General features: G+C 55.5%; 8 protein-coding genes. 7 read left to right on the top strand and 1 reads right to left on the bottom strand.

Annotated features, from left to right (window positions below; all coding sequences use genetic code 11):
* Nucleotides 1-109: 109 nt before the first annotated feature.
* From polB to rluA, 3 genes are all read left to right on the top strand, one after another.
* Nucleotides 110-2470 carry a DNA polymerase II gene (gene polB / locus AC6I8A_RS03685; protein WP_497818054.1) on the top strand — a complete coding sequence of 787 codons (2361 nt, stop codon included), beginning with the start codon at nt 110-112 and terminating at the stop codon, nt 2468-2470.
* 152 nt (nt 2471-2622) lie between these two features.
* Entirely contained in the window at nt 2623-5529 is a 2907-nt protein-coding gene (gene rapA, locus AC6I8A_RS03680; protein ID WP_154154243.1) for an RNA polymerase-associated protein RapA, read from the top strand.
* A 19-nt stretch (nt 5530-5548) separates the two neighbouring features.
* Nucleotides 5549-6208, top strand: coding sequence for a bifunctional tRNA pseudouridine(32) synthase/23S rRNA pseudouridine(746) synthase RluA (gene rluA, locus AC6I8A_RS03675; protein ID WP_154154246.1), 660 nt, complete (start codon nt 5549-5551; stop codon nt 6206-6208).
* Nucleotides 6209-6353: 145 nt separating this feature from the next.
* Here rluA and djlA read toward each other — a convergent pair whose 3' ends face one another.
* Nucleotides 6354-7166, bottom strand: a complete 813-nt coding sequence (gene djlA / locus AC6I8A_RS03670) for a co-chaperone DjlA (RefSeq protein ID WP_061718138.1) — start codon at nt 7164-7166, stop codon at nt 6354-6356.
* A 182-nt stretch (nt 7167-7348) separates the two neighbouring features.
* Here djlA and lptD point away from each other — a divergent pair, with 182 nt between their 5' ends.
* Genes lptD through rsmA form a run of 4 tightly spaced genes read left to right on the top strand, consistent with a single transcriptional unit; the run spans nt 7349 to nt 12867 of the window.
* Entirely contained in the window at nt 7349-9721 is a 2373-nt protein-coding gene (gene lptD / locus AC6I8A_RS03665; RefSeq protein ID WP_256695580.1) for an LPS assembly protein LptD, read from the top strand.
* A gap of 54 nt (nt 9722-9775) precedes the next feature.
* Nucleotides 9776-11071, top strand: a complete 1296-nt coding sequence (gene surA, locus AC6I8A_RS03660; RefSeq protein ID WP_256695579.1) for a peptidylprolyl isomerase SurA — start codon at nt 9776-9778, stop codon at nt 11069-11071.
* Nucleotides 11061-12050 carry a 4-hydroxythreonine-4-phosphate dehydrogenase PdxA gene (gene pdxA, locus AC6I8A_RS03655; protein WP_256695578.1) on the top strand — a complete coding sequence of 330 codons (990 nt, stop codon included), beginning with the start codon at nt 11061-11063 and terminating at the stop codon, nt 12048-12050. The genes surA and pdxA overlap by 11 nt, the downstream gene beginning before the upstream one ends.
* Complete coding sequence (gene rsmA, locus AC6I8A_RS03650) at nt 12043-12867, top strand: 16S rRNA (adenine(1518)-N(6)/adenine(1519)-N(6))-dimethyltransferase RsmA (RefSeq protein WP_061718142.1); 825 nt, start codon at nt 12043-12045, stop codon at nt 12865-12867. Before pdxA ends, rsmA begins: the two co-directional genes overlap by 8 nt.
* Nucleotides 12868-12870 lie beyond the last annotated feature (3 nt).

Below are 12870 nucleotides of genomic sequence, written 5' to 3'. Positions count from 1 at the left end.
CAAGGCAAGAATTGTAGGACGATGTTGACAAAGTGGTGACAATTTCGCCTGCGGGACACTGTATAAACATCCATGTTATACTCACTGCAATTCATCCTCTGGAGTTCACGTGACCGATCCGCGCGCAGGTTTTCTGCTTACCCGACATTGGCGAGATACGCCGACCGGCAGCGAAGTGGTGCTATGGCTGGCAACCGACAGCGGCCCGCAGCGGCTGGTGCTGCCTGCTCAGGAATCCGTTGCGTTTGTTCCCGAGGAGTTTCGCACGCAAACCGAAGCGCTGATCCGCGATGAGCGACACACACGCCTGCAAACGCTGGCGCTGAAGGATTTCCGCCGCCGCCCGGTGTTTGGCCTCTATTGTCGCAGCAATCGCCAGCTGCAAAATCTGGAAAAGCGCCTGCGTGAAAACGGTATTCCGGTGTATGAAGCGGATATTCGTCCACCCGAACGCTATTTGATGGAGCGCTTTATCACTGCGCCGGTGTGGTTTAGCGGTGAAACGCGCGGCGACAGCGTGGTCAACGCGCGCCTGAAGCCACATCCTGATTACCGTCCGCAGCTGAAATGGGTATCGCTGGATATCGAAACCACGCAGCATGGCGAACTCTACTGCATCGGGCTGGAAGGCTGCGGCCAGCGCCAGGTTTACATGCTTGGCCCGCCCAATGGCGATGCCAGCACGCTCGATTTTGAGCTGATTTATGTTGATAGCCGCCCGCAGCTGCTTGAGCAGCTCAACGCGTGGTTTGAGCGGCATGAACCGGATGTGATTATCGGCTGGAACGTGGTGCAGTTCGACTTGCGCGTATTGCAGAAACACGCCGATCGTTACGGCATTCCGCTGCGTTTAGGACGTCACAAGCAGGCGCTGGAGTGGCGCGAGCACGGCTTCAAACCCGGCGTATTCTTCGCACAGGCGACGGGCCGCTTGATTATTGATGGCATCGACGCGCTCAAATCTGCCTTCTGGGATTTCCCCTCTTTCAGCCTTGAAGCGGTATCGCGCCAGCTGCTGGGCGAAGGCAAAGCCATCGACAATCCGTGGGATCGCATGGAGGAGATCAACTGGCGCTTTGCCAACGATAAGCCGGCGCTGGCGAAATATAACCTCAAAGATTGCGAGCTGGTGACGCGTATCTTCCAGCACACCGCCATCATGCCGTTCCTGCTGGAACGTGCCACGGTAAACGGTTTAGCGGTGGATCGCCACGGCGGTTCGGTGGCGGCTTTTGGTCATCTCTATATCCCGCGTATGCATCGCGCCGGTTTCGTGGCGCCGAATCTCGGTGAAGTAGCGCCGGAAGCCAGCCCCGGCGGCTACGTGATGGATTCGCGGCCCGGCCTGTACGATTCGGTGCTGGTGCTGGATTACAAAAGCCTCTATCCCTCAATTATTCGCACCTTCCTCATCGATCCCGTTGGGCTGGTGGAAGGCCTGGCGCATCCGGATGATACCGATTCGGTGCCAGGTTTTCGCAACGCACGTTTTTCCCGCCAAACCCACTGCTTACCGGCAATAGTGGAACAGATTTGGCAAGGGCGTGAATCCGCCAAGCGCGACAACAACAAACCGCTGTCGCAGGCGCTGAAAATCATCATGAATGCTTTTTATGGCGTGCTCGGCACCAGCGCCTGTCGCTTCTTCGATCCGCGCCTCGCGTCATCCATTACCCTGCGCGGCCACGCTATCATGCAACAAACGCGCGAACTGATTGAAGCGGAAGGCTTTGATGTGATTTACGGCGATACCGATTCCACCTTCGTCTGGCTGAAAGGCGCGCGCAGTGAAGCGGAGGCGACGGCGATTGGTCGTCACCTGGCTGAACAGGTTAATGGCTGGTGGCAGCAGCATCTGCAATCGACTTATGGGCTGGCGAGCGCGCTGGAGCTGGAGTATGAAACCCACTTCAGCCGTTTTCTGATGCCAACCATTCGCGGTGCCGAACAGGGCAGCAAAAAGCGTTATGCCGGTATGATTCGCAGCGATAGCGGTGAGCGGCTGGTGTTTAAAGGCCTCGAATCGGTGCGCACCGACTGGACGCCGCTGGCGCAGCAGTTCCAGCAAACTCTCTATAGCCGCATTTTCCGTGGCGAGCCATGGCAGGATTACATTCGGGAAACGGTGGCGCAGCTGCTGGCCGGTGAACTCGACGATCAGCTGGTGTATAAAAAACGCCTGCGCCGTGCGCTGAAAGATTACGAGCGCAATGTGCCGCCACACGTGCGCGCTGCGCGCCTCGCCGATGAGCACAACCGTAAGCTGCAGCGCCCGTTGCAGTATCAAAATGGCGGCTCTATTCGCTATGTAATGGCAACAGCCGGCCCGGAACCGCTTGAGGCGCGGAATACGCCTCTCGACTACGATCATTACGTCACCAAACAGCTGCAGCCGGTGGCTGACGGCATTTTACCCTTCGTCGGTGATGACTTTGCTACACTCATTACTGGACAGCTGGGGCTTTTTTGACAGGTGACGAATGCCTTGCCATCCAGTACCATAGCGCCCTTCCTGATTCTCACCGCACACACAATCTGACCAAACACCCGTTTGGCGGTTGGGTATTGCCTGAGTACAGGTGAACTTCTTTATGGCATGTCAGAGAGTCGAGCAAAAAATATATGGTTTTTACACTGGGTCAGCGCTGGATTAGTGATACGGAAAGTGAACTGGGATTGGGCACGGTGGTCGCGATCGATACGCGCATGATCACCATGCTTTTTCCGGCAACCGGCGAAAACCGCCTGTATGCCCGAAATGATTCTCCGGTTACTCGTGTGATTTTCAATCCGGGTGACACCATCACCAGCTACGAAGGCTGGCAGATGTGCGTCGATGAAGTCCGCAACGAAAACGATTTAATGACTTACATCGGCACGCGTCTCGACACCGAAGAAACCGGCGTCGTCATGCGCGAAGTGATGCTGGACAGCAAACTGGTGTTCAGCAAGCCGCAGGATCGCCTGTTCGCCGGTCAGCTCGACCGCATGGACCGCTTTGCGCTGCGTTTCCGCGCACGTAAATATCACAGCGAGCAATACCGCCTGCCGATCAGCGGCCTGCGCGGGATGCGCACCAATTTGATTCCGCATCAGCTGCACATCGCTCACGATGTCGGCCGTCGCCACGCGCCGCGCGTGCTGCTGGCGGATGAAGTGGGCTTGGGTAAAACCATTGAGGCCGGGATGATCATCCAGCAACAGCTGTTGGCCGGTCGTGCCGAGCGCGTGCTGATTGTGGTGCCGGAAACGCTGCAACATCAGTGGCTGGTGGAAATGCTGCGTCGCTTCAACCTGCGCTTTGCGCTGTTTGATGACGATCGCTACACCGAAGCGCAGCACGACAGCGACAACGCCTTTGAAACCGAGCAGCTGATTATCTGTTCGCTCGATTTTGTGCGCCGTAACAAGCAGCGTCTTGAACTGCTGGCCGATGCCGAGTGGGATCTGCTGGTGGTCGATGAAGCGCACCATCTGGCATGGAGCGAAGACGCACCGAGCCGTGAATATCAGGTTATCGAGCAGCTGGCAGAGAAAACTGCGGGCGTACTGCTGCTGACTGCAACGCCAGAGCAACTGGGCTTAGAGAGCCACTTTGCGCGTCTGCGCCTGCTTGACCCGAACCGTTTCCACGATTTCGGCCAATTTGTCGAAGAGCAGCAACATTATCGTCCGGTGGCCGATGCGGTGAGCTCGCTGCTGGCCGATCACGCCATCAGCAAAGATGAGATGAACCTGATCAACGATCTGATCGGTGAACAGGATATCGAGCCACTGCTGCAAGTGGCGAACAGCGATCGCGATGGCAAAGAAGATGCGCGTAAAGAGCTGGTCTCAATGCTGATGGATCGCCACGGCACCAGCCGCGTGCTGTTCCGTAATACCCGTAACGGCGTGAAAGGCTTCCCGAAACGTGAGCTGCACCAGATTCGTCTGCCGCTGCCCGCGCAGTATCAAACCGCGATTAAAGTCTCCGGCATCATGGGCACACGCAAAAGCGCAGAAGAGCGCGCGCGTGACATGCTGTATCCCGAGCAGATTTATCAGGAATTTGAAGGCGATAGCGGCACGTGGTGGAACTTCGATCCGCGCGTTGAGTGGCTGATGGGTTACCTCACCAGCAACCGCAAAGAGAAGGTGCTGGTGATCTGCGCCAAAGCGGCGACCGCGCTGCAGCTGGAACAGGTCTTACGTGAGCGCGAAGGCATCCGTGCCGCCGTGTTCCACGAAGGTTTGTCGATTATCGAACGCGACCGCGCAGCGGCCTTCTTCGCCTCCGAAGAGGATGGCGCGCAGGTGTTACTGTGTTCCGAAATCGGTTCTGAAGGCCGTAACTTCCAGTTCGCCAGCCGTTTGGTGATGTTCGACCTGCCGTTCAACCCGGATCTGCTGGAGCAGCGTATTGGTCGTCTCGATCGTATCGGACAAATGCATGACATCCAGATTCTGGTGCCGTGGCTGGAAAAAACTGCGCAGGCGGTGCTGCTGCGTTGGTATCACGAAGGGCTGGACGCGTTTGAACACACCTGCCCAACCGGCCGCGCCATTTATGACAAAGAGTACAATCAGCTGATTGAATATCTTGCCGCGCCGGAAAATCCGCAGGGGCTTGATGAGTTCGTCAGCGAGAGCCGTAAGCAGCACGATGCGCTGAAATCACAGCTGGAACAGGGCCGCGATCGCCTGCTGGAACTGAACTCCAATGGCGGAGATGCGGCTCAGGAGCTGGCGAATGCCATCGGCGAGCAGGACAACGATACCGATCTGGTTAACTTTGCACTGAACCTGTTCGATATCGTCGGTATCAATCAGGAAGACCGCAGCGATAGCCTGATCGTGTTGACACCATCCGATCACATGCTGGTGCCTGATTTCCCTGGCCTGCCGGAAGAGGGTTGCACCGTGACCTTTAACCGCAACCAGGCGCTGTCGCGCGAAGATACTCAGTTTATTACCTGGGAACATCCGCTGATCCTCAACGGTCTTGACCTGATTCTTTCGGGCGATACCGGCAGCTGTGCGCTGTCGCTGCTGAAGAACAAGGCGCTGCCGGTCGGTACGCTGCTGGTCGAGATGATCTATGTGGTTGAAGCGCAAGCGCCAAAAAGCCTGCAGCTCACCCGCTTCCTGCCGCCAACGCCGGTGCGTTTGCTGATGGATCGTGCGGGTAATAATCTGGCGGGCAAAGTGGAGTTCGAAAGCTTTAACCGTCAGCTGAATGCGGTGAATCGCCATACCGGCAGCAAGCTGGTGAATGCAGTGCAGCAAGATGTGCATGAGATTCTGACCCAGGCGGAGAAAGCGATCGTGCCAGAAGCGCAGGCGATTATCGCAGCAGCGAAAGTGGAAGCCGAAGAGAAGCTCGGCGCTGAGCTGTCACGCCTCGAAGCGCTGCGCGCGGTTAACCCCAACATCCGTGATGATGAGGTTGAAGCGCTGGAAAGCAATCGCGAACAGGTATTGGAAAGCCTGGGCGATGCCGGCTGGCGTCTTGATGCGCTGCGCCTGATCGTTGTCACGCACCAATAATGTTCAGGACCGCGACCTCATGCTGATGGAAGCTTACAACCCGCCGCTCGAACCCTGGCTGCATATTCTGTATCAGGACGAGCACATTATGGTGGTGAATAAACCGAGCGGGTTGCTGTCGGTGCCGGGCCGTCTGGAGGAGCACAAGGATAGCGTGATGACGCGTATCCAGCGTGATTTCCCGCAGGCGGAATCGGTGCATCGTCTTGATATGGCCACCAGCGGCGTGATCGTCGTGGCCCTGAATAAAGCGGCTGAGCGTGAGCTCAAGCGCCAGTTCCGTGAACGCGAGCCCTCTAAATACTATGTGGCGCGCGTGTGGGGCCATCCAGCGGCAGAGGAGGGTTTAATCGATCTGCCGCTGATTTGCGACTGGCCGAATCGGCCTAAGCAGATGGTGTGTTTTGAGAACGGCAAAGCGGCGCAAACCGAGTATCAGGTGCTGGAGTATGAAGCGACGAACAGTGCGCGCGTCAAGCTCAAGCCCATTACCGGACGCTCACACCAGCTGCGCGTGCATCTGCTGGCGCTGGGGCATCCGATTCTTGGCGACCGCTTTTATGCGCATGAAGAGGCGCTGGCAATGGCGCCGCGTTTGCAGCTGCATGCGGAGTCGCTGACGATCACACATCCGGCGTTTGGCAACAGCATGACGTTCAGGCAGCCGGCGGAATTTTAGTGATGTAGCTTGCTGTCCCCCTCCTCGGTCCTCCCCCATAAATGGGGGAGGAAGATGCTGCAATATATCAGTGTTGGAACTACATGTGGCAGCATCTCCTTCCCCCGTTTACGGGGGAAGGCCGGGATGGGGGACAACAATAAAATTACTTAAACCCCTTCTCCTTACGAATCAAATCGTAAGCCGCCTGAATCTCCTGCGCTTTTTGCTTCGCCATCTCCATCATCTCCGGCGGTAAACCTTTCGCTACCAGCTTGTCAGGGTGATGCTCGCTCATCAACTTGCGGTATGCGCGCTTGATGGTGGTACCATCATCGCTGCTTTTCACGCCCAACACGCTGCAGGCATCTTCCAGCGTTGGACCGCGTTGCGCCTGCTGATAGGCGCCGCCACGTGAAGAACCGCCGCCGCCAAATTGCTGACCGCCTTCCATCATGCGCAGGAATTGATCGAACTGCGCGCGTGAAATGCCGAGCTCTTCGGCGATCACATACAACACCTGACGTTCGTTGGGATGCAGTGAACCATCGGCAAAGGCGGCCTGGATTTGGATTTCCAGAAACATCCGAATCAGATCAAATCGGCCAAAGCAGGCGCTGCGCAGTTCGCGCAATTTACTACGCAGCGGATAGTCGCTCTGCTTGCCTTCACGGAACGCACGTTGCGCAGCAGTGCGTGCATCGCCATGCAGCTGCATACGATCCATAAATAAGGAAGCAATCTGGATATCCGCTTCGGTGACGCGCCCTTTTGACTTGGTCAAATGGCCCATCACCTGGAAGGTGGTACTGAAAAACAGCGTTTGGCGCGCCTGGTTATTGGCGAAGTAGCCCTGTCCTTTTACGCTGCGCACTTTGTCAAACATGTGACCAATGATCAGACCCAGTACAATGCCCCAAAAGCCTGCCCCGGAAAATATCCCGAGCGCCAGACCAATTACTTTTCCCCAGTAGCGCATAAACTCCTCAATTCGCCATGCTTGCGGCTGAAAATTGCATTATCATACCTGTCATTTATCTCAGCGCCTAACGGCAACGCGGACAGACAAGGATTAACACTGGCGCAACGCCGGGCAGTAAGTTAGTCTCTGACCGGATTGTCGGCATGATGCCAGTTTTCATGGAATTATCGAAACCGCGTATGAAAAAACGTATACCTACCTTGCTGGCTACCATGATTGGTGCAGCGCTTTATAGCCAGTCATCACTCGCCGACGATCTGATGTCGCAGTGCATGCTGGGCGTGCCGAGTTACAACCGCCCGCTGGTCAATGGCGACGCCAACTCGCTGCCGGTCACCATCCATTCTGATTCGGCTAAAGGCAACTATCCGAATGATGCGGTGTTCACCGGTAATGTCGACGTGCAGCAGGGCAACAGCCGCCTGCGCGCCGACGAAATGCAGTTGCATCAGCGTCAGCAAGATGGCCAAACCACGCCGGTTCGTACCGTGGATGCGCTGGGTAATGTGCACTATGACGACAATCAGGTCATCCTCAAAGGTCCGAAAGCCTGGTCGAATCTGAACACCAAAGACACTAACGTGTGGAACGGTGATTATCAGATGGTTGGCCGCCAGGGCCGCGGCGATGCCGATCAGATGAAGCTGCGCGGTAATAATCGCTACACGATTCTGGAAAACGGCAGCTTTACCTCCTGTTTGCCGGGGTCCAACAGCTGGAGCGTGGTCGGCTCCGAAGTGATTCAGGACCGCGAAGAAGAAGTCGCGGAGATCTGGAACGCCCGCTTTAAGCTCGGCAATGTGCCGGTATTCTACAGCCCTTATCTTCAGTTACCGATTGGCGATCGTCGCCGCTCGGGCTTCCTGATCCCGAATGCGAAATACGGCAGTAATAATGGCTTCGAATTCATGCTGCCGTATTACTGGAACATCGCGCCGCAGGCCGATGCCACTATCACGCCGCACTATATGGAAAAGCGTGGTCTGCAGTTGCAGAACGAATTCCGCTATTTAACGGTGTTTGGTGCGGGCTTGATGGAGTTGGATTATCTCCCCTCAGATAAGCAATACAACAAAGATAAAAGCGCGCGTCCTTTGGTATCGAATGATTCCAGTGATGACCGCTGGTTATTTTACTGGCGTCATGCAGGTGTATATGAACAGCATTGGCGTTTCAGCGCCGATTATACCAAGGTAAGCGACCCGTATTACTTCAACGATCTCGACTCGAAGTACTACAGCTCCACCGATGGCTATGCGACACAAAAATTCAGTCTGGGGTACGCCGACACCAATTGGGATGCAACGCTTTCAACGAAAGATTTCCAGGTCTTCGGAAGTACCAGCAACAGAAACATCTATCGTGCGATGCCACAACTCGATCTGAACTTCTATCAGAACGATATGGGGCCGTTTGATGGACGTATTTTTGCCCAGGCAGTGAAATTCACCAACGTTGATAGCCGCATGCCGGAAGCAACGCGTTTGCATGTTGAGCCAACGCTCGATCTCCCCCTGTCTAATGGTTGGGCAAGCCTGGATACCGAAGCAAAATTCCTGGCGACCCATTATCAGCAAGATGATGTTGATTACTACAACACATCGGTTAATAGAACTGGCGACAACCAACTAAGAAATTCAGTTAACCGCACCCTGCCACAATTTAAAGTGGACGGTCGCCTGGTTTTTGACCGTGATATGGATTGGCAACAAGGCTACACGCAAACGCTGGAACCGCGTGTTCAGTACCTTTATGTCCCATATCGTAACCAGAGCGATATCTATCCGTACGACTCTACGCTGCTGCAAACTGACTATACCGGCCTGTTCCGCGATCGTACCTACAGCGGTCTGGATCGTATCGCTTCGGCTAACGAAGTGGCGACTGGCGTGACCACGCGTATTTATGATAACGATCTTGTTGAACGTTTTAATGTTTCTGTGGGTCAAATCTACTCGTTTACCCCGTCTCGTACCGGTGTAAACCAGACGAACAAAGAAGATGACACTGGCAGCCTGGTTTGGGCCGGTGACACTTACTGGAAAATCAGCGATCGCTGGGGGGCGCGTGGCGGTCTGCAGTATGACACCCGCCTTGATAACGTCGCGCAAGGTAATGCCGTGCTTGAGTATCGTCAGGATGCCGATCGTATGGTGCAGCTGAGCTATCGCTACAGCAGCCCGGAATACGTGGCGCAGGCGCTGAACAACTCAAGCCTGGTGACTAACCCGATCTACAAAAACGGGATTTCACAAGTGGGCGGCACTGCCAGCTGGCCAATTGCGGACGCATGGTCACTGGTGGGCGGTTATTACTACGATACCCGCAACAGTCGTCCAGCTGAACAGCTGGTCGGCCTGCAGTACAGCTCCTGCTGCTATGCCATTCGTCTGGGTTACGAACGCAAGATCAACGGTTGGGAAAACAACGACAGTAAGTATGACAACCAAATCTCATTCAACATTGAGCTGCGTGGTCTGAGTTCTAACTATGGCTTAGGCACCAATGAAATGCTGCGTCAGGGCATCATTCCTTACCAGCGCGCTTTCTGATGTTGTGATGTTTGACAGGCTCTCCCGCAGTGCGGAAACAACAATGGATAAAGTATGAAGAACTGGAGAATGCTGATTCTTGGTGTAGCGATTACCGCTAACACTGCGTTCGCAGCCCCACAAGTGGTTGATAAAGTTGCCGCCGTCGTGAACAACGGCGTGGTACTGGAAAGTGACGTTGATAACATGATGCGCACCGTGAAATCACAGGCGCAGCAGGCAAACCAGCAACTCCCGGATGACAAAACTTTGCGTCATCAAATCCTTGAGCGCCAGGTCATGGATGCCATCATTCTGCAAATGGGTGAAAGAGCGGGCGTGCAGATTAACGATCAGCAACTGGATCAGGCGATTCAGAACATTGCCGCACAAAACCGCATGAGTCTCGATCAACTGCGTAGCCGTCTGGCCTACGACGGTATGAACTACAACGTCTACCGTGCACAGATCCGTAAAGAGATGACGATTGCCGAGGTGCGTAACAACGAAGTGCGTCGCCGCGTCACTATCCTGCCGCAGGAAGTGGATACGTTGGCTTCGCAGGTCGGCGCGCAGAACACGCAAGGTACTGAACTGAATATCAGCCAGATTTTGCTGCCGCTGTCAGAAAACCCGACGCAGCAGCAGGTTGACGACCAGGAAACGCTGGCTCGCCAACTGGTTGCTCAGCTGAAAGGCGGCGCCGATTTCGGCAAGCTGGCAGTAACTTACTCGGCCGATCCGCAGGCGCTGAAAGGCGGCAACATGGGCTGGGGCAAAATCGAAGAGTTGCCAACGCTGTTCTCGCAGGCGCTGAGCACCGCGAAGAAAGGCGATATCGTCGGTCCAATCCGTTCAGGTGTCGGCTTCCACATCCTGAAGGTGAACGACCTGCGCGGCGAAAGCAAAAGCATCTCTGTAACGGAAGTGCATGCGCGTCACATTCTGCTGAAGCCGTCACCGATCCTGACTGACGCGCAGGCGCAGGCGAAGATCGAACAGATCGCGGCCGACATTAAAAGTGGTAAAACCACTTTCGCAGCAGCGGCCAAAGAGTTCTCAGACGATCCGGGTTCGGCGAACCAGGGTGGCGATCTTGGCTGGGCATCTCCGGAGATTTACGATCCGGCATTCCGCGATGCCTTGCTGAAACTGCAGAAAGGCCAGGTTAGTCAGCCGGTTCACTCTTCCTTTGGCTGGCACTTGATTCAGTTGATGGATACGCGCCAGGTTGATAAGACCGATGCCGCGCAGAAAGAGCGCGCCTATCGCATGCTGTTTAATCGTAAATTCGCGGAAGAAGCGCAAACCTGGATGCAGGAACAGCGCGCCAGTGCTTACGTGAAGATTCTCGATAACAATGGTCAGTAATTATCGTGTGGTGATCACGCCCGGCGAACCCGCCGGGATTGGTCCCGACCTCACCGTTCAACTGGCGCAGCAAAACTGGCCAGTTGAATTGGTGGTCTGCGGCGACGGCGAGCTTTTGCGCCGTCGCGCTGCTTTATTGGGTTTGCCGCTGACGCTGCGTGATTATCAACCTGCAGTAGCACAACCGCAGCAGGCCGGCACGCTAACGCTGCTGCAGGTCGATACCGCTAAACCGGTGACTGCCGGTGAACTCAACGTTGCGAACAGCCACTATGTACTGGAAACGCTGGCGCGCGCCTGTGACGGCTGTCTGAACGGCGAATTTGCCGCGCTGATTACCGGTCCGGTGCATAAAGGCGTGATCAATGATGCCGGCATTCCGTTTACCGGTCATACTGAGTTTTTTGCCGATCGCGCCGGTGGCGATTTAGTAGTGATGATGCTGGCAACGGAAGAGTTGCGCGTAGCATTGGCCACCACGCATCTGCCGCTGAAAGATGTTTCTGCCGCGATTACCCGCGACACGCTGCATGAAGTTATCACCATTTTACATCGTGATCTGCAGCAGAAATTTGGTTTACCCAATCCCCATATCTTCGTCTGCGGCCTCAATCCGCACGCCGGCGAAAGCGGCCATATGGGCCGCGAAGAGATTGATACCATCATTCCGGCTCTCAACGAACTGCGCCAGCAAGGCATCCAGCTCACCGGACCTCTGCCAGCCGATACGCTGTTCCAGCCGAAATACCTGCAACATGCCGATGCGGTTCTGGCGATGTATCACGACCAGGGCTTACCGGTGCTAAAATTTCAGGGGTTTGGCCGCGCGGTGAATATCACACTTGGCCTGCCCTTTATCCGGACTTCTGTCGATCACGGCACCGCGCTTGAATTAGCCGGTCTCGGCCAGGCAGAACCGGGCAGCTTTATCACGGCGCTTAATCTCGCCATCACTATGATCAAGAGCAGTAATGAATAATCGCGTCCATCAGGGGCATTACGCCCGTAAACGTTTCGGGCAGAACTTCCTGAACGATCAGTACATTATCGATAGCATTGTCTCCGCCATTCACCCGCAAAAAGGTGAAGCTATCGTGGAAATCGGCCCCGGCCTTGGCGCATTAACTGAGCCGGTAGGCGAACGTCTGGATGAGTTGACCGTAGTCGAGCTGGACCGCGACCTTGCCGCGCGTCTGCAAACGCACCCGTTCCTCGGTCCAAAGCTGACCATTTTCCAGCAGGATGCGATGACCTTTGATTTCTCTGCGCTGGCGCAAGAGAAAGGCCAGCCGCTGCGCGTGTTCGGCAACCTGCCGTACAACATCTCGACGCCGCTGATGTTCCACCTTTTCAGCTATACTGGTTCGATTAAAGATATGCACTTCATGCTGCAGAAAGAAGTGGTGAATCGTTTAGTCGCCGGTCCGGGCAGCAAAGCTTACGGTCGTTTGAGCGTGATGGCGCAGTACTATTGCCAGGTGATTCCTGTGCTCGAAGTACCACCAGAATCGTTCACGCCGGCACCGAAAGTGGAATCGGCCGTGGTGCGTTTAGTGCCGTATATGCAACCGCAGCATCCGGTTAGCGATATTCGTCTGCTGAGCCGCATTACCACCGAAGCCTTTGGTAAACGCCGTAAAACGCTGCGCAACAGCCTGGCTCATATGTTTGCGGCTGGTGCGCTGGATCAATTAGAAATCGATGCCTCGCTGCGTGCAGAGAACGTCTCTGTGGCGCAATATTGCCAACTGGCAAACTGGTTGAGCAAGCATCAGGCTGAAACTCCGGAGAGTTGAGTG

This window comes from Pantoea sp. X-Soil-ISGK-275, from assembly GCF_059730795.1.
Note: the sequence above shows the minus strand (reverse complement) of the source record. Positions and strands in the feature narration are given on the sequence as shown.